The 23,526-nt window shown below is 66.3% G+C and carries 16 protein-coding genes; 6 read left to right on the top strand and 10 right to left on the bottom strand.

Annotated elements, in window-relative coordinates; translation table 11 throughout:
* The first annotated feature begins 31 nt into the window (after positions 1-31).
* Positions 32-1,717, top strand: a complete 1,686-nt coding sequence (locus FN821_RS12860; RefSeq protein ID WP_131172982.1) for a glutamine--tRNA ligase/YqeY domain fusion protein — start codon at positions 32-34, stop codon at positions 1,715-1,717.
* On the opposite strand, the gene FN821_RS12855 is transcribed toward FN821_RS12860, so the two are convergent.
* The 10 genes from FN821_RS12855 to rplJ all read right to left on the bottom strand — a co-directional run bounded on the left by FN821_RS12855 (position 1,699) and on the right by rplJ (position 17,488).
* Positions 1,699-2,658, bottom strand: coding sequence for an aldo/keto reductase (locus FN821_RS12855; protein WP_131172983.1), 960 nt, complete (start codon positions 2,656-2,658; stop codon positions 1,699-1,701). The two genes, FN821_RS12860 and FN821_RS12855, sit on opposite strands and share 19 nt — an antisense overlap.
* Positions 2,659-2,961: 303 nt before the next feature.
* Positions 2,962-3,480 (bottom strand): flavin reductase family protein, encoded by a 519-nt coding sequence (locus FN821_RS12850; protein ID WP_131172984.1) that lies wholly within the window; start codon positions 3,478-3,480, stop codon positions 2,962-2,964.
* Between the two features lie 70 nt (positions 3,481-3,550).
* Positions 3,551-4,750, bottom strand: a complete 1,200-nt coding sequence (gene tuf, locus FN821_RS12845) for an elongation factor Tu (protein ID WP_131172985.1) — start codon at positions 4,748-4,750, stop codon at positions 3,551-3,553.
* Positions 4,751-4,915: 165 nt separating this feature from the next.
* Positions 4,916-6,976 (bottom strand): elongation factor G, encoded by a 2,061-nt coding sequence (fusA, locus tag FN821_RS12840; protein WP_241660255.1) that lies wholly within the window; start codon positions 6,974-6,976, stop codon positions 4,916-4,918.
* Between the two features lie 190 nt (positions 6,977-7,166).
* The gene (gene rpsG, locus FN821_RS12835) at positions 7,167-7,637 is read right to left on the bottom strand and encodes a 30S ribosomal protein S7 (RefSeq protein WP_131172987.1); all 471 of its coding nucleotides are present in this window, start codon (positions 7,635-7,637) and stop codon (positions 7,167-7,169) included.
* A gap of 5 nt (positions 7,638-7,642) precedes the next feature.
* A complete protein-coding gene (rpsL, locus tag FN821_RS12830) occupies positions 7,643-8,011 on the bottom strand; it encodes a 30S ribosomal protein S12 (RefSeq protein WP_131172988.1) in 369 nt (122 codons plus the stop codon).
* Positions 8,012-8,489: 478 nt separating this feature from the next.
* Positions 8,490-12,362 (bottom strand): DNA-directed RNA polymerase subunit beta', encoded by a 3,873-nt coding sequence (locus tag FN821_RS12825; protein WP_131172989.1) that lies wholly within the window; start codon positions 12,360-12,362, stop codon positions 8,490-8,492.
* A 113-nt stretch (positions 12,363-12,475) separates the two neighbouring features.
* Entirely contained in the window at positions 12,476-15,949 is a 3,474-nt protein-coding gene (rpoB, locus tag FN821_RS12820) for a DNA-directed RNA polymerase subunit beta (RefSeq protein ID WP_131172990.1), read from the bottom strand.
* Positions 15,950-16,492: 543 nt separating this feature from the next.
* Positions 16,493-16,885, bottom strand: a complete 393-nt coding sequence (gene rplL / locus FN821_RS12815) for a 50S ribosomal protein L7/L12 (RefSeq protein WP_131172991.1) — start codon at positions 16,883-16,885, stop codon at positions 16,493-16,495.
* A gap of 21 nt (positions 16,886-16,906) precedes the next feature.
* Positions 16,907-17,488 carry a 50S ribosomal protein L10 gene (rplJ, locus tag FN821_RS12810; protein ID WP_131172992.1) on the bottom strand — a complete coding sequence of 194 codons (582 nt, stop codon included), beginning with the start codon at positions 17,486-17,488 and terminating at the stop codon, positions 16,907-16,909.
* A gap of 376 nt (positions 17,489-17,864) precedes the next feature.
* Here rplJ and FN821_RS12805 point away from each other — a divergent pair, with 376 nt between their 5' ends.
* The 5 genes from FN821_RS12805 to FN821_RS12785 all read left to right on the top strand — a co-directional run bounded on the left by FN821_RS12805 (position 17,865) and on the right by FN821_RS12785 (position 23,345).
* On the top strand, positions 17,865-19,079 hold the full coding sequence (locus FN821_RS12805) for a branched-chain amino acid ABC transporter substrate-binding protein (RefSeq protein ID WP_131172993.1): 1,215 nt from the start codon (positions 17,865-17,867) through the stop codon (positions 19,077-19,079).
* Between the two features lie 64 nt (positions 19,080-19,143).
* A complete protein-coding gene (locus tag FN821_RS12800) occupies positions 19,144-20,085 on the top strand; it encodes a branched-chain amino acid ABC transporter permease (protein WP_131172994.1) in 942 nt (313 codons plus the stop codon).
* On the top strand, positions 20,082-21,827 hold the full coding sequence (locus tag FN821_RS12795; protein ID WP_131172995.1) for a branched-chain amino acid ABC transporter permease: 1,746 nt from the start codon (positions 20,082-20,084) through the stop codon (positions 21,825-21,827). The genes FN821_RS12800 and FN821_RS12795 overlap by 4 nt, the downstream gene beginning before the upstream one ends.
* Positions 21,824-22,645, top strand: coding sequence for an ABC transporter ATP-binding protein (locus tag FN821_RS12790; protein ID WP_131172996.1), 822 nt, complete (start codon positions 21,824-21,826; stop codon positions 22,643-22,645). Before FN821_RS12795 ends, FN821_RS12790 begins: the two co-directional genes overlap by 4 nt.
* Positions 22,638-23,345, top strand: a complete 708-nt coding sequence (locus FN821_RS12785; protein WP_131172997.1) for an ABC transporter ATP-binding protein — start codon at positions 22,638-22,640, stop codon at positions 23,343-23,345. Before FN821_RS12790 ends, FN821_RS12785 begins: the two co-directional genes overlap by 8 nt.
* Positions 23,346-23,526: the final 181 nt, after the last annotated feature.

Here is a 23,526-nt window from a genome sequence, read left to right as displayed (position 1 = left end):
GTAGAGCCTCAGCCCGGTAGCCTTCTGACCCATGACCGAGGCCGCCACCAGTAACGACTTCATCCGCGAGATCGTCCGTCGCGACGTCGAAGCCGGACGCTACGGCGGACGCGTCCAGACCCGCTTCCCACCCGAGCCGAACGGCTACCTGCACATCGGTCACGCCAAGGCGATCGTCCAGGACTTCGGAGTCGCCGAGGACTTCGACGGCGTCTGCAACCTGCGTCTGGACGATACGAACCCCGACACCGAGGAAGCGGAGTACGTCGACTCGATCAAGGGCGACATCGCCTGGCTGGGCTACACCCCGGGCGTCGTCGTGCACGCGTCCGACTACTTCTCTCAGCTCTACGACTGGGCCGAATACCTGGTCACCCAGGGGCTCGCGTACGTCGACGACCAGGACGGCGAGACCATCTCGGCCCAGCGCGGCGGCTTCGGCAAGCCCGGCGTCGAGTCGCCGTTCCGCGACCGGACGCCGGACGAGAACCTCGACCTGCTGCGCCGGATGCGCGCGGGCGAGTTCGGCGACGGCACCAAGTGCCTGCGCGCCAAGATCGACATGCAGGCCGAGAACATGTGGCTGCGCGACCCGGTGATGTACCGCATCCGGCACGCGCACCACCACAACACCGGCGACGAGTGGTGCCTCTACCCCACCTACGACTGGGCGCACGGCCAATCGGACGCCATCGAGGGCGTTACCCACTCCATCTGCACGCTGGAGTTCGACAGCCATCGTCCGCTGTACGACTGGTTCCTGGCGAACCTGCCGCTGACGTCGGAGGCGCCCCGCCAGTACGAGTTCGCGCGCCTCGAGCTGACCCACACGATCACCTCGAAGCGCCGCCTCAAGAAGCTGGTAGAGGACGGCGTCGTCGACGGCTGGGACGATCCCCGGATGCCCACGCTGAGCGGCATGCGTCGCCGCGGCTACCCACCGGCCGCCATCCGAGACTTCTGCACCGCCATCGGCACGACCCGCAACAACTCGGTCAAGGCGATCGAGGAGTTCGAGTCGTTCGTCCGCCGCGAGCTCAACCGGACGGCTCAGCGCCGCATGGCGGTCCTGCGTCCGTTGAAGTTGGTCATCACGAACTGGCCGACGGACGCCGCCGGCGCACCCCTCGTCGAGCACTTCGAGGTCGCCAACAACCCAGAGAACCCGGCGAACGGCGTCCGGTCGGTGGCGTTCTCCGGCGAGCTGTACATCGAGGAGGACGACTTCGCCGAGGTCCCGCCGCCGAAGTTCTTCCGGCTCTCGCCCGGGCGCGAGGTCCGGCTGCGGGGCGCCTACTTCGTCACCGCGACCGACGTCGTCAAGGACGCCTCCGGCGCGATCGTCGCAGTGAACTGCACCTACGACCCGGCGACGCGGGGCGGCGACTCCCCCGACGGCCGCAAGGTGAAGTCGACGATGCACTGGGTGTCTGCGCCGCACGCCGTGGACGCCACGGTTGCGCTCTACGAGCGCCTGTTCACGGCGGCCGCCCCGGGCGAGCGCACCGGCGAGGCCCTCGACGACCTCAACCCCGCCAGCCGAACACTGCTGACCGGCTGCAAGCTCGAGGCGGAGCTGGCCGAGGTAGAGCCGGGCGAAGTCGTCCAGTTCGAGCGGCTCGGCTACTTCGCAGCGGACGCCGACGCCCCGCTGGTCTTCCACCGCACGGTCGGCCTCCGCGACGAGTTCGCGGCGGCTCAGAAGCGTCGGGGCTGAGCGAACAGGGCACCGACGCGGTCGGCCAGGTCGGCGTCCAGCGTCGTGGCCTGGGCGTTGGCTCGAACCTGCTCCGGTCGCGTCGCCCCGGCGATCACCGAGCTAACCGTCCACTGGGCTAGGAGCCAGCCGATGGACGCCTCCAGCATCGTCAGCCCGGCATCGTCACAAAGGGCGCGGAAGGCGTCCAACTGGGCCCAGTCGACCCCCTCCAGCACCCCGGTCTTGATGGACCGAAGGCGTCCCTGACCGCCCCCGTCTGCGGCGTACTTGCCCGTCAGCAGCCCGTTGAACAGCGGGAAGAATGGGAGAAATCCCCAGCCTCGCCGGGCCACCTCGGGCAGCAGGCGGGCCTCCGCAGACCGCGCGAGCAATGAGTACTCGTGCTGGGCCGAGACGAAGCCCGGGCGCCCCGTGTCCCGGGCCCAATCGGCAGCCGCCGCCACGAACTCGGCGTCGCACTGGGTGATGCCCAGGAAACGCACTTTGCCCTCGTCCACCAGGTCGGCAAGGACGCCCAGGGTCTCGGCGATCGGGGTCTGCGGGTCGGGGGTGTGCAGTTGATAGAGGTCGATGTGGTCCGTACGCAACCGCCGAAGCGACTGTTCGATGGCATACCGGATGTACCGCTCCCCGCCCTTGGGGCCGAGGGCCAGTCCGGGGTAGGCATCGAAGTCCGCGTGACCGAACTTGGTGGCCAGGACCACCTCGTCGCGGCGCCCCGCTAGCGCGACGCCGATGAACTCCTCGGACCGGCCGATCGCACCACCGTAGATATCGGCGCCGTCCAAGAAGGTGACCCCGGCGTCCAGGGCGGCATGGATGACCGCGACCGACTCCTCGAGCGTCTCCGTGGCCGTGCCCGGACGCGAGAAGTTGTTGCAACCCAGCCCGACGGAGCTGACCAGGGGCCCGTGGACCCCAAGACGACGATGGTCCATGGACTCACCGTAACTGCCGATGAGGAAGGGCTGCGATGAGCCGGGGGTGTCCCCAGGGGGCATCGTCGCCATGACCACATCGAAGCAGGCACTCCCCAACTCCGAACCGGGTCAAGGCTGCAATGAGCCCAGCCCGGTCGGCCAAACGTCACCAAGACGGAAGCGGAGCAGGAACTCAACGTCTCCGCCAACCGCCTCAAGGCTGCAATGAGCCCAGCCCGGTCGGCCAAGCGTCACCGAGACAGCCGAAGGTCCTGGGCGAGACCTGTCCTGCCCATACCGAAGGTCGCGCGGACGATCCCGTCAGGCTTCTAGGCCGGGCTCCCAATGGCCGTACCGACCGCGAAGGTGAGCCAACGGCGTCCGATCATCGACGTCGAGATGCTCGATGGTGCCGACCACCAGAGCGGACCACCCGATCTCCGAGATCGACTCCAGCCGGACGCCGGCCCAGGTGCCGACGGACGCCGCCCGCGGGCCCCACGGCGTCTGCTCCCACTCGGCCAGCGTGAACGGGCCACCTGGCACCGGGGCGAGCCCGCCAAAGGCGTCCGACAGATTGCGTTCATCAACAGACAGGACGCCGACGACGAAGGTGCCACGATCGCGGACCAGGTCCAGGACGCCGGAGAGGGGATCGACCAGGCCCACCAGCCGCCCCGGCTCGCCGCGAACCACCTCGGTCGAGCTGACCGTCAGCCCGGCGCGACGCACCGAATCGCCGGCGGTCCACAGCGTCACGGGCGACACGAGGCGTCCGCGCAGCCGCCGGACCGGATCAGGCGGCCCGTCCGGAAAGGGCTTGCCGGCATGGATGGTCATGGTTCTCCTCGACAAAGACGAATGGCCCCCACCAGAAGTGGGGGCCATTCGGAATGCTAGTGCGACAAGGTCACTTGATGATCTTGGTCACGTTGCCGGCGCCGACGGTGCGGCCGCCCTCGCGGATGGCGAACTTCAGCGCCTCTTCCATGGCGATCGGCTTGTTCAGGTGGACCGTCATGTGGGTGTTGTCACCCGGCATGACCATCTCGGTGCCCTCGGGCAGTTGAACGATGCCGGTCACGTCCGTCGTGCGGAAGTAGAACTGAGGCGAGTAGTTCGAGAAGAACGGCTTGTGACGGCCACCCTCGTCCTTGTTGAGGACGTAGACGTTGGCCTCGAAGTCGGTGTGCGGGGTGACCGAACCGGGCTTGCACAGGACCATGCCGCGCTCGACATCGTCCTTCTTGGTACCGCGCAGCAGGATGCCGCAGTTCTCGCCCGCGCGACCCTCGTCGAGGATCTTGCGGAACATCTCGACGCCGGTGACCGTCGTCGTCTGCTTCTTCTCGCGGATGCCGATGATCTCGACCTGCTCGCCGGTCTTGACGATGCCGCGCTCGATACGACCGGTGACGACCGTGCCACGACCGGTGATCGTGAAGACGTCCTCGATCGGCATGAGGAAGGGCTTGTCGGTGGCGCGCTCGGGCTGCGGGATGTGCGCGTCAACGGCGTCCATCAGCTCGATGATCGAGTTCGACCACTCCGGATCGCCGTTGAGCGCCGGGAAGGCGGCCACGCGGACGATCGGCAGGTTGTCGCCATCGAACTCCTGAGCGGTGAGCAGTTCGCGCAGCTCCATCTCGACGAGGTCGATGAGCTCCGCGTCCTCCTCGGGGATCATGTCGCACTTGTTCAGGGCGACGACGATCGCCGGGACGCCGACCTGACGAGCGAGCAGGATGTGCTCGCGGGTCTGGGCCATCGGGCCGTCGGTCGCGGCCACGACCAGGATCGCGCCGTCCATCTGGGCGGCACCCGTGATCATGTTCTTGACGTAGTCGGCGTGGCCGGGGCAGTCGACGTGCGCGTAGTGGCGCTGTTCGGTCTGGTACTCGACGTGAGCGATCGAGATCGTGATACCGCGCTGACGCTCCTCGGGGGCCTTGTCGATCTGATCGAAGGCCGAGACCGCGTTGAGGTCCGGGTACTTGTCGTGGAGCACCTTCGTAATCGCCGCCGTGAGCGTGGTCTTGCCGTGGTCGACGTGCCCGATGGTGCCGATGTTGCAGTGCGGCTTGGTCCGCTCAAACTTGGCCTTTGCCACTGGGGCTCCTTTTTCGTGTTGCGCACGCGGGCTGCGTGGCGCGGATTCTTCGTTACTTGACTCTTCAAGGTCGGTTCGCCCGAAGGCGTACCCACCAAGTTTCGTGTACCCCGGTGGAGAGAGTCAAACTCGCTGCACCGGAGCAGTCCGGGCCGGGGCGGACGCCTACGCGCCGCCGCGTCCCTTGGCGATGATCTCCTCGGCGACGGTCTTCGGGCACTCCCCGTAGGAGTCGAACTCCATCGAGTAGGACGCCTGACCGGACGTCTTGGACCGCAGGTCGCCGACGTAGCCGAACATCTCCGACAGCGGGACGAGCGCGCGCACGATCTGGTTGCCGTGCTGCTCCTCCATGCCCTGGACGTGTCCGCGGCGGCTGTTGATGTCGCCGATCACGGTGCCGAGGTAGTCCTCGGGAGTCGTGACCTCGACGCGCATCATCGGCTCGAGCAGGGCCGGATCGGCCTTGCGGGCGGCCTCCTTGAAGACCATCGAGCCGGCGATCTTGAACGCCAGTTCGGACGAGTCGACGTCGTGGTAGGCGCCGTCGATCAGGGTGGCCTTGATGTCCTCGACCGGGTAGCCGGCCAGCGGACCGAAGGCCATGGCCTCCTGGATGCCCTTGTCGACCGCCGGGATGTACTCGCGCGGGATGCGTCCGCCGGTGACGGCGTTGACGAACTCGTAGCCCTTGCCGGCTTCCTGCGGCTCGAGCGCGATGATCACCTTGGCGTACTGGCCCGAACCACCCGACTGCTTCTTATGGGTGTATTCGACCTTCTCCACCGGACGCCGCAGCGTCTCGCGGTAGGCCACCTGCGGCTTGCCGATGTTGGCCTCGACCTTGAACTCGCGCTTCATGCGGTCGATCAGGATCTCCAGGTGCAACTCGCCCATGCCGGCGATGATCGTCTGGCCGGTCTCCTCGTCGGTGTGGACGCGGAAGGTCGGGTCCTCTTCGGCCAGACGCTGGATCGCGGTGCTCAGCTTCTCCTGGTCGGACTTCGTCTTCGGCTCGATGGCCTGTTCGATGACCGGGTTCGGGAAGTCCATCGACTCGAGGATGATCGGATTCTGCGGATCGCAGAGCGTCTCGCCCGTGGTCGTGTCCTTCAGGCCCATCACCGCGCAGATCATGCCGGCGCCGATCGCGTCGATCTCTTCACGCTTGTTGGCGTGCATCTGGTAGATCTTGCCGATGCGCTCCTTGCGGCCCTTCGTCGCGTTGAGCACCTGGGTGCCCGACTGCAGAACGCCGGAGTAGACGCGCACGTACGTGAGGCGTCCGAGGTGCGGGTCGGCAGCGATCTTGAACGCCAGCGCCGACAGCGGCTCCGTGTTGGACGCCTCGCGGACCTCGGCGATCTGCTCGTTGCCCGGCTTGAAGCCTTCGGTCGCCGGGATGTCGAGCGGCGACGGCAGGTAGTCGATGACGGCGTCCAGCATGGGCTGCACGCCCTTGTTCTTGAACGAGGTGCCACAGACGACCGCGGTGATCTTGTTCGCGAGCACGGCGCGACGGATCGCGGCCTTGATGTCGGCGACGCTGATCTCGGCGCCCGAGTCGTCGGCCTCCATCCAGATCTCGCCGAACTCGTCGTCGTTGTCGGCCAGGCAGTGCACGAGCTCCTCGCGGGCGGCCTCGGCGGCGTCCACCATGTCGGCCGGGATCTCCTCGACCGTGTAGTCCTCACCGATCTTCGTCTCGCCGCGCCACATCAGCGCGCGCATCTGGACGAGGTCGACGACGCCCTGGAAGCGCGACTCCGAGCCGATGGGCAGCTGGATGACAGCCGCGGTCGCGTTGAGGCGCTCGCGGATCGTCTTCACGCAGAAGTCGAAGGAGGCGCCCGTGCGGTCGAGCTTGTTGACGTAGCAGATGCGGGGGACGCCGTAGCGGGTCGCCTGGCGCCACACGGTCTGGCTCTGGGGCTCGACACCGGCGACGCCGTCGAAGACGGCGACCGCGCCGTCGAGGACGCGTAGCGAGCGCTCGACCTCGACCGTGAAGTCGACGTGGCCGGGCGTGTCAATGATGTTGATCTGGGTGCCGTGCCAGTAGCACGTCGTCGCGGCGGACGTGATGGTGATGCCGCGCTCCTGCTCCTGCTCCATCCAGTCCATCGTCGCGGCGCCTTCGTGCACCTCGCCGATCTTGTAGTTGATCCCCGTGTAGTACAGGATGCGCTCGGTCGTGGTGGTCTTGCCGGCGTCGATGTGAGCCATGATGCCGATGTTGCGGACCTTGTGCAGATCCGTCTTGATGTCGATAGCCACGCTTGGCTTCTCCTACCTAACTTCGTCTCTTCTTCGACTAACGGGCCGCGACGATACTGCGACGCGACGGACGGGAGCCCCCGACAGGGTAAACAGACGGAAACTCTCCCCTGCACGCAAGGGAGAGCTCCGACTTAGATCACCAGCGGTAGTGGGCGAAGGCGCGGTTGGCCTCGGCCATCTTGTGGGTGTCTTCGCGCTTCTTGACGCTGGCGCCCAGGCCATTGCTGGCGTCCAGGAGCTCGTTCATGAGGCGCTCGGTCATGGTCTTCTCGCGGCGCTGCCGGGAGTAGCCGACGAGCCAGCGCATCGCGAGCGTCGTCGCACGGGCCGGCTTGACCTCGACGGGGACCTGGTAGGTCGCACCGCCGACGCGGCGGCTCTTGACCTCTACGGCCGGACGGATGTTGTCGAGCGCCTTCTTCAGCGTCTGGACGGGATCGACACCGGACTTGGCCCGGGTGCCCTCCAGCGCGCCGTAGACGATGCTCTGGGCGACGGTCTTCTTGCCGTCGAGGAGGATCTTGCTGACCAGCTGGCTCACCAGCGGGGACCCGTAGACCGGGTCGACAACGATCGGGCGCTTCGGGGCGGGACCCTTGCGAGGCATATCTCTTAACCCTTCTTCGCGCCGTAGCGGCTGCGAGCCTGCTTGCGGTTCTTGACGCCCTGGGTGTCGAGCGAGCCGCGGATGATCTTGTAACGGACGCCGGGCAGGTCCTTCACACGACCGCCGCGGACGAGCACCATCGAGTGCTCCTGCAGGTTGTGACCGACACCCGGGATGTAGGCCGTGACCTCGACGCCGGACGAGAGGCGAACACGCGCGACCTTGCGCAGCGCCGAGTTCGGCTTCTTCGGGGTCGTGGTGTACACGCGGGTGCACACGCCGCGGCGCTGGGGCGAGCCCTTGAGCGCGGGCGTCTTGCTCTTGCTGACCTTGTCAGTGCGGCCCTTGCGGACCAACTGCTGAATAGTAGGCACCGGCTGGTATCTCTTTCGTCGTGGTTCCTCGGACGCCCCGAGGGGCGTAGGTCTAGCTGGTGCGGCGAGCGTCTAGGCGGCGCGCGAACGCGGCCTCACCTTGAGCGGATCGTCGCTTGGATGTCGACGCCGCGCATCCCAAGGACGCGTGCGGCGCAAACGTGGCTCGGTTGCCCGAACACAACGAATAAGACTAGTGCTAGCCCCTCGGTCGACCAAAATCGTCGGTGAGCGGCATTACCAGCCGAAACGTCGCTGCCACCCTACCGCCTCGACCCCTGAGGGCTGAAATCGGCGTTGTCGGCGTCCGTCGGGTCGAATCGGACGCGCGCCAGCCGACACGCGGCGATCGCGCGGCGCGGCGTCCAAAGCTCGTCGGATTCGTCCCGAAAACGGCGCCGACGCCGACCCCAGCCGGCCCCGAGGACGAGCGAGGCCCCCGCTCGCCGAGCGGGGGCCTCACACAACAGCACTGCGATCAGCGAAGATCGCCCAGGTCGTACTCGTCCAGCGCCACGGACGAGGTGCCCGTGATGTCGTAGTCGTACGGGTCGTAGGACAGGTCGTACGCCGCGGCGCGAGCCTCGGCGGTCGGCTCGACCCGGATGTTGCGGTAGCGGTCGAGACCGGTACCCGCCGGGATGAGCTTGCCCAAGATGACGTTCTCCTTGAGGCCGACCAGGGAGTCCGACTTGGCGTGGATCGCCGCGTCGGTAAGCACCTTGGTGGTCTCCTGGAAGGACGCCGCAGAGAGCCACGACTCGGTCGCCAGCGACGCCTTGGTGATGCCCATGAGCACCGGACGACCCTGAGCGGGCGTGAGACCCTCGGTGACCGCCCGACGGTTCTCGGTCTCGAACAGGGCGCGATCGACCAGGTCACCCGGGAGGATCGTGGTGTCGCCCGACTCGATCACGGTCACGCGGCGCAGCATCTGCCGAATGATGATCTCGATGTGCTTGTCGTGGATCGGAGCGCCCTGCGTCCGGTACACGGCCTGCACCTCTTCGACCAGGTGCTCCTGGACCTTACGCAGACCGTTGACGCGCAGGATGTCCTGCGGGTCGAGCGTGCCTGCGTAGAGCTGCTGACCGGCGTCCACGTGATCACCATCGTTGATCGAGTGGTGGACGAGGTTGGCGTCGTCCCACTCCAAGCGCACGCGGCGCGGCAGCGGGTACTCCAGATCCTCTTCGCCGTCGTCGCGGACGATCACCAGCTTGCGCTGACGCTCGCCCTCTTCGATCTTGACGCGTCCGGCGGCCTCGGCGATCGGGGCCTTGCCCTTGGGCGTCCGGGCCTCGAAGAGCTCGACCACGCGGGGCAGACCCTGAGTGATGTCGTCGCCGGCCACACCACCGGTGTGGAAGGTACGCATCGTCAGCTGGGTGCCCGGCTCGCCGATGGACTGCGCAGCGACGATACCGACCGCCTCGCCGACGTCGACGAGCTTGCCGGACGCCAGCGAGCGGCCGTAGCACATCGCGCAGGTGCCGGTCGCGGCCTCACACGTCAGGACCGAGCGGACCTTGACCTCGGTGACGCCCGCGGCCACGAACTGCTTGATCAGCGCGTCGCCGAGGTCGACCCCAGCCTCGGCCAGCACGTTGCCCTTGGCGTCCGATACGGCGGACGCCAGCGTGCGGGCGTACACGGCGGTCTCGACGTTGTGCGCCGGGATCGCCTTGCCGTCACGCATGGCCACGATGCTCTTGGTCAGGCCGCGCTCGGTGCCGCAGTCCTCCTCGCGGATGATCACGTCCTGGCTGACGTCGACGAGTCGACGGGTCAGGTAACCCGAGTCGGCGGTCCGCAGAGCGGTGTCGGCCTGGCCCTTACGGCCACCGTGGGTGGAGATGAAGTACTCCAGAACCGACAGGCCCTCGCGGAAGTTCGACTTGATCGGACGCGCGATGATCTCGCCCTTGGGGTTGGCCACCAGGCCTCGCATGGCGGCGATCTGGCGCATCTGCGTCATGTTTCCACGAGCACCGGAGTGGACCATCATGAAGATGGGGTTGTCCTTCGTGAAGTTCGCCTCCATCGCCGCGGTCAGCTCGTTGGTGGCGTCGGTCCACAGCTGGACGAGCTCCTGCTGGCGCTCCTCCTCGGTGACCTTGCCGCGCTCGAACTGGCGCGTGATCTTCGCCGCACGGGCGTCGTAGGCCGCCAGGATCTCCGGCTTGTTGGGCGGAGTCTGCACGTCGCCGATCGACACCGTCACGCCCGACTGCGTGGCCCACTTGAAGCCGATGTCCTTCAGGCGGTCGAGCGCACGCGCCACGACGACCTTGGGGTACTTCTCGGCCAGCTCGTTCACGATCGCGCCGAGCTTCTTCTTGCCCACCTCGGCGTTGACGTACCCGAAGTCGGCCGGCAGCGCGTCGTTGAACAGGGCGCGTCCGAGCGTGGTCTCGAGCACGAACGTGCCGTCCTCGCGGACCGGAACACCGGCCGGCGGCGCGTTGCGCAGCCGGATGGTGACCTTCGAGCCGATCTCGATGTCGCCGTTGTCGTAGGCCATGTGGGCCTCGTCCTTGGACGCGAAGTGACGACCCTCGCCCTTGCCCCCGTCGGCCATCAGCGTCAGGAAGTAGTGGCCGATGATCATGTCCTGCGTGGGCAGCGTCACCGGACGTCCGTCAGCGGGCTTCAGGATGTTGTTGGTCGACAGCATCAGGATGCGTGCCTCGGCCTGCGCCTCCGCGGACAGCGGCAGGTGCACGGCCATCTGGTCGCCGTCGAAGTCGGCGTTGAAGGCGGTGCAGACGAGCGGGTGCAGCTGGATGGCCTTGCCCTCGATCAGCTGCGGCTCGAACGCCTGAATGCCGAGTCGGTGCAGGGTGGGTGCACGGTTCAGCAGCACGGGGTGCTCGGCGATGACCTCTTCGAGGACGTCCCACACCACCGGACGATGGCGCTCCACCATGCGCTTGGCCGACTTGATGTTCTGGGCCAGGTTCAGGTCGTCCAGACGCTTCATGACGAACGGCTTGAACAGCTCGAGCGCCATCGTCTTCGGCAGGCCGCACTGGTGCAGCTTGAGCTGCGGGCCGACCACGATGACCGAACGGCCCGAGTAGTCGACGCGCTTGCCGAGCAGGTTCTGGCGGAAGCGTCCCTGCTTGCCCTTGAGCATGTCGGAGATCGACTTGAGCGGACGGTTCCCCGGGCCGGTGACCGGACGCCCGCGGCGTCCGTTGTCGAACAGCGAGTCGACGGCCTCCTGCAGCATCCGCTTCTCGTTGTTGACGATGATCTCGGGCGCGCCGAGGTCAAGGAGTCGCTTGAGGCGGTTGTTGCGGTTGATGACGCGGCGGTATAGGTCGTTGAGATCGGAGGTCGCGAAGCGGCCACCGTCCAGCTGCACCATCGGACGAAGGTCCGGCGGGATGACCGGGACGGCGTCCAGCACCATGCCGGCCGGGGTGTTGGTCGTGTTGAGGAACGCAGACACCACCTTGAGGCGCTTGAGCGCGCGCGTCTTGCGCTGGCCCTTGCCGGTGCGAATGGTCTCGCGGAGACGCTCCGACTCCTCCTGCAGGTCGAAGTCGCGCAGGCGACGCTTGATCGCCTCGGCGCCCATGAAGCCCGCGAAGTACTTGCCGAAGCGGGACTTCATCTCGCGGTAGAGAATCTCATCGCCCTCGAGGTCCTGAACCTTGAGCCCCTTGAAGCGGGCCCACACGGCGTCCAGGCGATCCAGGTCACGCTGCGCGCGGTCGCGGAGCAGCTTGGCGTCGCGCTCGCCGAGGTCGCGGACCTTCTTCTTGAGGTCGGCCTTCGCACCCTCGGACTCGAGCTGGGCCAGGTCCTCTTCGAGCTTGGACAGGCGAGCCTCGATGTCGGAGTCGCGGCGAGCCTCAAGCTGCTTGCGCTCGACCTCGACCTTGGCCTCCAGCGACGGCAGGTCGCGGTGACGCGCCTCCTCGTCGACGGCGGTGATCATGTAGGCCGCGAAGTAGATGACCTTCTCCAGGTCCTTCGGCGCGATGTCCAGCAGGTAGCCCAGCCGGCTCGGTACGCCCTTGAAGTACCAGATGTGGGTCACGGGGGCGGCCAGCTCAATGTGGCCCATGCGCTCGCGACGGACGTTGGAGCGGGTCACCTCGACGCCGCAGCGCTCGCAGATGATGCCCTTGAAGCGCACGCGCTTGTACTTGCCGCAGTAGCACTCCCAGTCGCGGGTCGGACCGAAGATCTTCTCGCAGAACAGGCCGTCGCGCTCGGGCTTGAGCGTGCGGTAGTTGATGGTCTCGGGCTTCTTGACTTCACCGTGCGACCACTCGCGGATCTGGTCGGCGGTCGCCAGACCGATGCGGAGCTCGTCGTAGAAGTTGACGTCCAGCACAGTTGTTTCACTTTCTCCCGCCTGCGGCGGGAACCTCAGTCAGCGTCAGTTGGTCTGTAGGGGATTCGGTTCGGACGCCGTGGCGAGTTGCGCCGACGGCGTCCGAACGCTCGTCACACTTCGTCGATCGCGGTGAAGGAGTCGGCTCCGGGGCGGCGGGACAGGTCGATCCCGAACTCCTCGGCACGGTGATAGTCGTCCTCGGAGTCACGCAGCTCGACGACCGTGCCGTCCGAGCTGAGCACCTCCACGTTCAGGCACAAAGACTTCATCTCCTTGACCAGAACCTTGAACGACTCCGGGATGCCCGGCTCGGGGATGTTCTCGCCCTTGACGATGGCCTCGTAGACCTTCACGCGGCCGGGAACGTCGTCGGACTTGATCGTCAGCAGCTCCTGCAGGGCCCAGGCGGCGCCGTACGCCTCCATGGCCCACACCTCCATCTCGCCGAACCGCTGGCCACCGAACTGGGCCTTACCGCCCAGCGGCTGCTGCGTGATCATCGAGTACGGACCGGTCGAGCGAGCGTGGATCTTGTCGTCGACCAGGTGGTGCAGCTTGAGCATGTAGACGTAGCCGACGCCCACCTTGTCCGGGTAGGGCTCGCCGGAGCGGCCGTCGAACAGCTGCGCCTTGCCGTCGGTGTCGACCAGCCGCATGCCGTCGCGCTGCGGCAGCCCGTAGCGCAGCAGGCCGGAGATCTCGTCCTCGTTGGCGCCGTCGAACACCGGGGTCGCCACGCGGGCGTCCGGGCCGACGTGGCCGAGGCCGAGCTCGCGCAGGCGCTTGGCCCACGGCTCGTCGCAGTCGCCGACATCCCAGCCGGAGTGCGCGATCCAGCCGAGGTGCATCTCCAGCACCTGGCCGACGTTCATGCGGCTCGGAACACCCAGCGGGTTGAGCACGATGTCGACGGGCGTGCCGTCCTCCAGGAACGGCATGTCCTCGATCGGCAGGATCTTGGAGATGACGCCCTTGTTGCCGTGGCGTCCGGCGAGCTTGTCGCCCTCCGAGATCTTGCGCTTCTGAGCGACGTAGACGCGGACCAGCTGGTTCACGCCCGGGGGCAGCTCGTCGCCGGCCTCGCGGTCGAAGACGCGGACGCCGATGACCGTTCCGGACTCGCCGTGCGGCACCTTCATCGAGGTGTCGCGCACCTCGCGCGCCTTCTCGCCGAAGATCGCGCGGAGCAGGCGCTCCTCGGGCGTGAGCTCGGTCTCGCCCTTGGGCGTGACCTTGCCGACCAGGATGTCGCCCGTGCCCACCTCGGCGCCGATGCGGACGATGCCGCGCTCGTCGAGGTCGGCGAGCATGTCGTCGCCGATGTTCGGGATGTCGCGGGTGATCTCCTCGGCGCCCAGCTTGGTGTCGCGGGCGTCGATCTCGTGCTCCTCGATGTGGATCGAGGTGAGGATGTCCTCCTGCACGATCCGCTGGGAGAGGATGATCGCGTCCTCGTAGTTGAGGCCGTTCCACGGCATGAACGCCACCAGCAGGTTGCGTCCGAGCGCGAGCTCGCCGCGATCGGTGCAGGCGCCGTCGGCCAGGGGCTGACCGACCTCGACGCGGTCGCCGGGGGCGACCAGCGGACGCTGGTTGATGCAGGTCGTCTGGTTGGACCGGACGAACTTCTCCAGGCGGTAGGTGCGCAGCGTGCCGTCGTCGTTCATGACGTCGATCAGGTCGGCCGACACGGACGTGACAACGCCGGACGCCTCCGCGATCGTGACCTCGCCCGCGTCCACGGCACCGCGGTACTCCATGCCGGTGCCGACCAGCGGAGCCTCGTTGCGGATCAGCGGGACCGCCTGGCGCTGCATGTTGGCGCCCATCAGGGCACGCGATGCGTCGTCGTGCTCGAGGAACGGGATCAGGGCCGTCGCGACCGACACCATCTGGCGCGGCGAGACGTCCATGTACTGAACCTGCGCGGGCAGGACCTCGTCGGCCTCGCCGTCCTTGCGACGGACCAGCACGCTGTCCTCGGTGAAGCGACCCTTGTCGTCCAGCTTCGCGTTGGCCTGAGCGATGACGAAGCGGTCTTCCTCGTCGGCGGTCAGGTAGTCGATCTGCTCGGTGACGTGGCCGTTCTCAACCTTGCGGTACGGCGTCTCGATGAAGCCGAACGCGTTCACCCGGGCGAAGGACGCGAGCGAGCCGATCAGGCCGATGTTGGGGCCTTCAGGGGTCTCGATGGGGCACATGCGTCCGTAGTGGGACGTGTGGACGTCGCGGACCTCCATGCCGGCGCGGTCACGCGAGAGACCGCCCGGGCCGAGCGCCGACAGGCGACGCTTGTGGGTCAGGCCGGCGAGCGGGTTGTTCTGGTCCATGAACTGGCTCAGCTGCGACGTGCCGAAGAACTCCTTCAGCGCCGCCACCACCGGACGGATGTTGATCAGCGTCTGCGGCGTGATCGCCTCGATGTCCTGGGTGGTCATGCGGTCGCGGACCGTGCGCTCGAGGCGTCCAAGACCGATGCGGAGCTGGTTCTGGATCAGCTCACCGACCGTGCGGAGGCGACGGTTGCCGAAGTGGTCGATGTCGTCGGTCTCGACCGGGAGATCGCCCAACTCGAGCTTGCCCTCGTGCAGCGCGACGATGTAGCGGATCGCCGAGACGATGTCCTCCATCGTGAGGACCTGCTGATCAAACGGTTGGTCGAGGCCGAGCTTCTTGTTGATCTTGTACCGACCGACCTTGGCCAGGTCGTACCGCTTCGGGTTGAAGTAGTAGTTCTCGAGCATGGTCTGCGCCGCTTCGCGCGTGGGCGGCTCGCCCGGACGCAGCTTGCGGTACAGGTCGAGCAGCGCGTCGTCGGTGCCGGTCGTGTGATCCTTCTCCAGGGTCAGCCGGATCGACTCGTAGTCGCCGAACTCCTCCAGGATCTGCTCGGTCGTCCAGCCCAGGGCCTTGAGCAGCACGGTCACGTTCTGCTTGCGCTTGCGGTCCACGCGGACGCCGACCATGTCGCGCTTGTCGACCTCGAACTCCAGCCACGCACCGCGGCTCGGAATGATCTTGCAGGTGAAGATGTCCTTGTCGGACGTCTTGTCGGGGGTCTGCTCGAAGTAGACGCCGGGCGAGCGCACCAGCTGCGACACGACGACACGCTCGGTGCCGTTGATCACGAAGGTGCCCTTCGACGTCATCAGCGGGAAGTCGCCCATGAACACCGTCTGGCTCTTGATCTCGCCGGTGTCGTTGTTCATGAACTCCGCGGTGACGAACAGCGGCGCGGCGTACGTGACGTCGCGATCCTTGCAGTCCTCCACCGAGTACTTCGGATCCTCGAACCGGTGGTCGCGGAAGCTCAGCGACATCGTCTGGCTCAGGTCCTCGATCGGGGAGATCTCTTCGAAGATCTCCTCCAGACCGGATTTGGTATTGATGTCCGTCCGTCCCTCGGCCTGAGCCTGCGCGACGCGTTCGCGCCACACGTCGTTGCCGATGAGCCAGTCGAACGAGTCAACTTGCAGGTCGAGCAAATTGGGGACTTCCAGGGGTTCTGCGATCTTCGCGAAGGAGATGCGCCCACTGGTAGAGACGACATTGGTGTTCTTCGACGCAACGCGCGAGACGGCCAAGGTTCGGTGTCCTTCCTCAAGACCCGGGCAAAGGGGTTCTTTGCATGCGAAACGGCCCGTGTCAAGTGCCACGGGTCGTCAAGAGGGGCAAAGCTAGAGCATAGACCACCCAAGGAGAGTCTTGCAAACGCGCACATCGTGCGCTACAAGCCCAGGGGCCTTCGCTGGGACGGCCACGTCGCCGGATCAGCGTCATTCCGAGGAAGGAATGTGGCGATCATACCCTCGGACGTGCGCGTTCGCACGCACCGGAGACCGGAAGCCGCCTGCGGGCCCGATCTGCACCGCCTGATCAGTCCGGCTTTGGCGTCCGCTCGCTACGTTGAGCCCCCATCCCCGCGCCACGGATCGAGTGTGGTTTGAGCCCCCATCCCGGGACGCCCCGGGCGCGAGCCGCCACGGCGTCCGGTGATCGACGGATGCTCAGGTCAGCTCGTGACTGCACGGCTCTCCCCAGCGGCCACATTCGAGTCGGCAGACAAACGCGAAGGCGGGCCCCAGGGGGCCCGCCTTCGCGGTGATTGTTGGCGCGAACGCCAGGGGTCACTTGATGGTGACGGCGGCGCCGGCAGCCTCGAGCTGCTCCTTGGCCTTGGCGGCAGCCTCGCGGGTGACCTTCTCCAGGACGGCCTTGGGGGCAGCCTCGACGAGGTCCTTGGCCTCCTTGAGGCCCAGGTTCGTGAGAGCGCGCACCTCCTTGATGACCTGGATCTTCTTGTCGCCGGCGGAGTCGAGGATGACGTCGACCTCGTTCGAGACCTCCTCCTCCTCGGCGGCTTCGGCGGCGGGGGCGGCGCCACCGACGGCGGCGACAGCCACGGGAGCCGCGGCGGTGACGCCGAAGGTCTCCTCGAACTGCTTCACGAACTCGGAGAGCTCGATCAGCGTCATCTCCTTGAACGCCTCAAGGAGCTCTGCACTAGTGAGCTTGGCCATGTTGGCTTCCTTTCGAATTACTTACTCTGCAGCGTCTGCCGCGTCGTCTGCCTCAGCAGCGGGCGCTGCATCGGTTGCCGGGGTCGTCCCGGCCTGCTTCTGGGCTTCCAGGGCGGCCAGGACGCGAGCGGCCTGGCTGAGCGGTGCGGCGAACAGGCCAACGGCCTTGGCAAGATTGCCGTTCATCGCACCCGCGAGCTTGGCGAGCAGGACCTCGCGGCTCTCGAGATCGGCCAACTTCTTGACCGCATCGGCATCGAGGACGCGACCGTCCATGACACCGCCCTTGATGACCAGAAGCGGATTCGCCTTCGCGAAGTCACGGATGCCCTTGGCCACGGTGGCGACGTCGCCGCGAATGAACGCGATGGCCGTCGGGCCGTGGAGCTGGTCATCAAGCCCGTCGATCCCGGCCTGCTTGGCCGCGATCTTGGTCAGCGTGTTCTTCGTGACGGCATAGGTGGCGTTCTCACCGAGAGACCTGCGGAACTCCTTCAGGCTCTTGACGGTGAGACCGCGGTACTCGGTCAGCACGGCGGCGTTTGCGGAAGCGAACTGCTCCGTCATCTCCGCGACCGCTGCTGCCTTGTCCGGCTTCGCCATGGGTCTCCTCCACTTCTATTCGTCAGGCCTACCTCCGCGGGCAAACAAAAAGGCCCTGAACGCACAGGACGTTCGGGGCCACGCGATCGAGCAAGCTCGGCGGTATTCACGATACGCCTGCGCGGGCTTTCCTCGTCTTGCGACGACACCTGCGGTCTTCGGCAACGGACACTCTAGTCCAGGGGCCAGGGGGGCCCCAAATCGTTGGACGCCGACGCCGCTAGCCCCGCTCCGTGACGTTCACTTGTGTAACTTCCCAGTCACAACGTTGTCCGGAGAACGTCAGACAGTCGCCAAAGACGGGCTTTGCCCCTAGATTCCCTCCAGCGCGTCGGCCGCGCCCTTGGTGGCCGCCGCATTCAAGGAGGAAAACACAGTGACCAACCATCGTTTCGTCGCCGCTGGCCTGTCCAGCCTGGTGATCGCCTCGCTAGCCCTGACCGGGTGCGGCTCCCGCACCGACAGCGGTGCCGCGGCCACGACCAACAAGGTAGCCAAGATCGCCGTCATCGCGCCGCTCACCGGCGACCTGTCGGTCATGGGTCTCGGCATCAAGAACTCGGTCGACCTGGCGATTCAGCAGGCCAACAAGGCCAACGCCATCCCCGGCTGGACGCTCCAGCTGGAGGCCCAGGATGATCAGGCGACCCCGGACGTCGGCGCGAACGCCGCGACCAAGGTCTCCGCTGACAAGGCCGTCGTCGCCGTCGTCGGCACGCTGAACTCGGGCGTCGCGCAGTCCGTCCAGCCGATCCTGAACACCGCCAACATCACGATGGTCTCGCCGGCCAACACCAACCCGGCGCTGACCCAGGGCGCCGATGCGGCGAACCCGAAGCGCACGTACCCGAACTACTTCCGCGTCTGCACCACGGACGCCGTGCAGGGTCCGTTCGCTGCGCAGTACGTGTACAACACGCTCGGGTTCAAGAGCGTCGCCGTCGTCAACGACAAGAAGCCCTACGGCCAGGGCCTGGCCGAGGCCTTCGCCAAGGAGTTCACCAAGCTCGGAGGCACGCTCGTGGCGAACGAGACCGTGAACAAGGACGACAAGGACTTCTCCGCCGTCATCACCAACATGAAGGCCAAGAACCCGCAGCTCGTCTACTTCGGCACTGAGTTCCAGCTCGCCGGCCCGATGAGCTCGCAGATGAAGGCCGCCGGCCTGAACGTTCCGCTCATGGGCGGCGACGGCATCTACGACGACAAGTACATCTCCCTCGCCGGCGCCAAGTCGGACGGCGACATGGCCACCTCCGTTGGCGCCCCCATCGAGACCCTCGCCTCCGGCAAGGGCTTCCTGGACGCCTACAAGGCTGGCGGCTTCAAGGACGGCTACTCCGCGTACGGCGCCTACGGCTACGACGCTGCCAACGCCATCATCGCCGCCTTGAAGACGTCGCTCCCGAGCGCCGCCGACGGCGCCGCGGCCCGCAAGGCCACGGTGGACGCGATGGCGAAGGTGTCGTTCGACGGCGCCACCGGCAAGGTCGCCTTCGACCAGTACGGCGACGCCGTGTCCAAGACCCTGACGGTCTACGCCGTTCAGGGTGGCAAGTGGGTCGCCAAGTCGACCGGCGACCTGAAGTAACCGTTCATACCCGCCCGAGGGGGGGCCACTTTGGTGGCCCCCCCTCGCCACATGTGGAGCCAGTGTGATTCTCGATCCCCTCATCAACGGCCTGTCGCTCGGCGCCTTGTACGCGTTGATCGCGGTGGGCTACACCGTCGTGTACGGCATCGTCCAACTCATCAACTTCGCCCACGGCGAGATCTTCATGGTGGGGGCTTTCGGAGCCCTGTCCACCTGGATCGTGCTCGGTCGGGCGACCAACAACCTCTCGTGGTGGATGCTGCCCCTGATGATCCTCGGCGGCATGATCGTGGGCATCGCAGTAGCAGTGTTGATGGAGCGTTTCGCGTACCGTCCGCTGCGCCACGCGCCGCGCCTGGCTCCTCTCATCACGGCCATCGGTATCTCGGTCTTCCTGCAGGAGTTCGTCCGCCTCTTCTTCGGCATGATCCCCGGCTTCCCGGACGCAAAGGCTGCGGTCCCCTTCCCCCAGATCGAGTTCTTCACGGGCCCGGCCGTCAACCTAGGCTTCGCGGTGGTGCAGCGTGCGACCTTCTTCACCCTGGCCGCCCTCATCATCTGCTGGGGGTTCCTGTGGTGGTTCGTGAACCGCACCAAGCTCGGGCGCGCCATGCTCGCGACCTCGCAGGACGCCGATACCGCGCGTCTGATGGGCATTGACGTGGACAAGATCATCACCGTCGCCTTCGCCGTCGGCGCGGGCCTGGCTGCTATTGCTGGCGTGGCCCACGGCCTGCGCTACGGCAACATCGACTTCAAGATGGGCTTCCTGGCCGGACTCAAGGCGTTCACCGCTGCCGTCCTGGGAGGCATCGGGAATATCAACGGTGCCGTGGTCGGCGGGCTGGTCCTCGGGGTCGTCGAGTCGCTAGCGACCAGCCTGGTCACCGGCCAGTTCGGCGGCGCTGCTTGGAAGGACGTCTGGGCCTTCGTGTTGCTGATCATCGTGTTGGTGTTCCGTCCCCAGGGCATCATGGGCGCCAAGGTGGTGGACCGGGCATGAGAATCCCCACCGTCTTCACCCCCGCGCTGCAGCAGCGCTACTACGGGCTCGGCCGCATCCTCTCCATCCTTGGTGGGGTGGCGCTGCTGGCCAGCGCCTTCCTCCCGTGGGCGTATGGCCGAGACGCCATCGACGACATGACCTACGTGGGTAGCCCGTCGACCATTCAGTGGCTCGCGGCCTCCCTCGGCGTCCTCATGGCGCTGTGCGCTGGAATGACCTTCCTCGAGCCCTGGCTCATCTCACGTCAAGGCGTGCTGAGGTTGCTCGGACGCATCAGCAAGCGCTTCGGGTGGATCCGAGGAGCCAAGGCCTTCGGCACCGGCGCGCTCGTCCTGGTGGCAGTGATCGTCGTCACCATCGCCCTGGAACTCGGTGGAGCCGTCAACGTCGAGTACGGCGGCTGGATCGCCCTCGTGGCGTCCGGCCTGGCGTTCCTCGGATCTCGCCTGCTGACCGCCGGACGCGAGCCCAACCTAGACCGCGTCCCCAAGTACACCTGGCTCGAGATCGTCACCATCGCAGGGCTCCTGGCGGCGCTGCTTTTCGGGGCCGCCTACGCGCTCGCCCAGGACGATGGCGGCACCTTCGTCGCCGTCCTCGTCTACCTTGGAGTCCTCGCCACGGCCGCGCTGCGGACCGGTTTCGGCGCCTGGGTCTCGCTCGCGGGACGCCGACACCGGAACGTGCTCGTGGCCTCGGCGTTCGCCGTGGCGTTCTTCTTCCCGTTCACCCAGAACGGTTCGGACGCCAACATGTCGATCGCGACGCAGGTGCTGATCTTCGCCGCGACCGCCGTGGGGCTCAACATCGTCGTCGGCCTCGCAGGCCTGCTGGACCTGGGCTACATCGCGTTCCTCGGAGCTGGCGCCTTCACGGCCGCGGTGCTGTCGGAGTCTGCGTTCGCGACGTTCTTCAGCTGGAAGCCTCCGTTCATCGTGGTGATGCTCATCGCTGGCTGCATCTCCGCCACCCTGGGCCTGATCATCGGCTCACCCACGTTGCGCGTCTCGGGTGACTACCTGGCAATCGTTACGTTGGCGTTCGGTGAGATCTTCCGCATCACCATGAACAACCTGGACGGTAGCTCGGGCCCGAACGTGGTGCACGGCTCGTCCGGCATTCCGGCCATCCCGAACCTCGACCTGTTCGGGTTCAACTTCGGCGAGGCGCACAACATCCTGGGCATCGAGCTGGGGCGGTTCTCGAACTACTTCTTCGTGATGCTGCTGATCATGGGGTTCATCATCTTGGTGTTCACCCGCCTGAACCACAGCCGAATCGGCCGCGGCTGGGTCGCCATCCGCGAGGACGAGCGTGCGGCCGAGGCGATGGGCGTGAACGTGTTCGGTCTGAAGCTCCTCGCCTTTGCGGGTGGGGCGTTCCTGGCTGGCTTCGCGGGGGCGGTGAAGGCTCACGTGGATGTTTCAGTCGTGCCCGACCAGTACGTCTTCCTGGAGAGCGCGTTCCTGCTGGCGGCGGTCGTATTGGGTGGCATGGGCACGGTGATGGGTGTCCTACTCGGCGCCATCTTGCTGAAGCTCGTTCCGGAGAAGCTCCGCTTCATCAGCGAGTACCGCATGCTGATCTTCGGCCTTCTGATGGTCGCCATGATGCGCTTCCGTCCCGAGGGAATGATCCCCAACCAGCGTCGCGCGCTGGAGTTCCACGAGGACGACGACGAGCTCGTGGGTGAGATCGAGGACAACCTGCCTTACGAGTTCGTGGAGGTGAAGGCATGACGGCACTGGCACCTCAGTCGACGCATCACGTGTCCAAGGAGGTCATCCTGCAGGCCAGCGAGGTCACGATGAAGTTCGGTGGCCTGGTGGCGGTGGATGGCGTGAACCTGACGGTTCATGCCGGCGAAATCGTCGGCCTCATCGGTCCGAACGGCGCGGGGAAGACAACCTTCTTCAACTGCCTGACCGGCATGTATAAGCCCACGACGGGGCGCGTCGAGTTCAACGGCGCGATTTTGCCCCCAAAGCCTCGCGAGGTGGTGGTGGCGGGGATGGCGCGAACGTTCCAGAACATTCGGCTCTTTCCCAACATGACGGCACTGGAGAACGTGATGGTTGGGCGCTATTGCCGGACCACGTCGGGCCCTGTGACCTCGATCGTCCACGGGCCGAAGTTCCGCCGCGAGGAGCAGGAGACGCGCGCTCGGGCGGCCGAGCTCCTCGAGTACGTGGGCCTCGGACACCAGGGGGCATCTCTAGCACGCAACCTCCCCTATGGGGATCAGCGTCGCCTGGAGATCGCCCGTGCTCTGGCCACCGACCCGAAGCTCCTGTTGCTCGACGAGCCGACGGCCGGCATGAATCCGCAAGAGACTCGCGAGGCAGAAGAGCTGGTCTTCCGCATCAGGGACAGCGGCTTGGCCATCGTGGTGATCGAGCACGACATGAAGTTCATCTTCAACCTGTGTGATCGCGTGCTTTGCCTCGTCCGAGGCAAGACTCTCATCGAGGGCACGGCAACCGAGGTCCAGTCGGACCCGCGGGTGATCGAGGCCTACATCGGGTCACCCAAGACGAAGGAGGCACCCGATGCTTGAGGTCAAGGACCTCGTCGTCGCCTACGGCAAGGTCAAGGCGGTCAAGGGGATCAGCTTCTCCGTCGAGCACAACCAGGTGGTGTCCCTGCTCGGTACGAACGGTGCGGGCAAGACCACGACGCTGCGCACGATCTCTGGGCTGCTGCGTCCCGAGTCGGGCGAGGTCTGGTTCGAGGGTCAGCGGATCGACAAGATGCCGGCTCACAAGATCGTCCAGCTCGGCCTAGCGCACTCCCCCGAGGGACGCCGGATCTTCCCCAAATTGACGGTCGAGGACAATCTCATGCTGGGCGCCTTCGCGCGCAAGGATCACCAGGCGATCGCCGGCGATCTGGAGCGAGTGTTTGCCCTGTTCGACATCCTCAAGGAACGGCGCTCGCAGCCGGCCGGCACGTTCTCGGGTGGCGAGCAGCAGATGCTCGCCATCGGACGAGCCATGATGAGTCGGCCGCGACTGCTCATGCTCGATGAGCCGTCGATGGGCCTGTCACCGCTCATGATGCAGCGGATCATGAGCACCATCAGCGAACTGCAGTCTGAGGGTGTCACGATCCTGTTGGTCGAGCAGAATGCCGCCGCAGCGCTTGAGCTATCCGATCACGCCTACGTGCTCGAGGTGGGATCGATCACCCTGGAGGGCAGCGGAAAGCAACTGCTCGGTGATGACAGGGTCAAGAAGGCGTATCTCGGCGAGGACTAATCCCAGTATCGCCGAAGGGCCCCGCGCGCGAGCGTCGGGGCCCTTCGGCCGTCTACAGACAGCCACGCTCGCATACACGAACTACTGCTTCTCGTCCGCCGATGAGCAGGTGGTGGTCGGATGCCAGTGCTTCCGCGATCGAGCGCCCGAGGCCCCGTGTGGCACCTGTGACGAGCGCGAC

The sequence above is a fragment of the Propioniciclava tarda genome (assembly GCF_900182665.1).
Lineage (GTDB): Bacteria > Actinomycetota > Actinomycetes > Propionibacteriales > Propionibacteriaceae > Propioniciclava > Propioniciclava tarda.
This window is presented reverse-complemented; position numbering and strand designations above follow the sequence as displayed.

What these genes read in the sequence shown, in the direction of transcription:
- FN821_RS12790 (WP_131172996.1), top strand. Translation starts at nt 21,824, where the DNA reads ATGACGGCACTGGCACCTCAGTCGACGCATCACGTGTCCAAGGAGGTC.
- fusA (WP_241660255.1), bottom strand. Translation starts at nt 6,976, where the DNA reads ATGGCTCACATCGACGCCGGCAAGACCACCACGACCGAGCGCATCCTG.
- rplL (WP_131172991.1), bottom strand. Translation starts at nt 16,885, where the DNA reads ATGGCCAAGCTCACTAGTGCAGAGCTCCTTGAGGCGTTCAAGGAGATG.
- FN821_RS12855 (WP_131172983.1), bottom strand. Translation starts at nt 2,658, where the DNA reads ATGGACCATCGTCGTCTTGGGGTCCACGGGCCCCTGGTCAGCTCCGTC.
- FN821_RS12860 (WP_131172982.1), top strand. Translation starts at nt 32, where the DNA reads ATGACCGAGGCCGCCACCAGTAACGACTTCATCCGCGAGATCGTCCGT.
- FN821_RS12795 (WP_131172995.1), top strand. Translation starts at nt 20,082, where the DNA reads ATGAGAATCCCCACCGTCTTCACCCCCGCGCTGCAGCAGCGCTACTAC.
- rpsG (WP_131172987.1), bottom strand. Translation starts at nt 7,637, where the DNA reads ATGCCTCGCAAGGGTCCCGCCCCGAAGCGCCCGATCGTTGTCGACCCG.
- rplJ (WP_131172992.1), bottom strand. Translation starts at nt 17,488, where the DNA reads ATGGCGAAGCCGGACAAGGCAGCAGCGGTCGCGGAGATGACGGAGCAG.
- FN821_RS12785 (WP_131172997.1), top strand. Translation starts at nt 22,638, where the DNA reads ATGCTTGAGGTCAAGGACCTCGTCGTCGCCTACGGCAAGGTCAAGGCG.
- FN821_RS12850 (WP_131172984.1), bottom strand. Translation starts at nt 3,480, where the DNA reads ATGACCATCCATGCCGGCAAGCCCTTTCCGGACGGGCCGCCTGATCCG.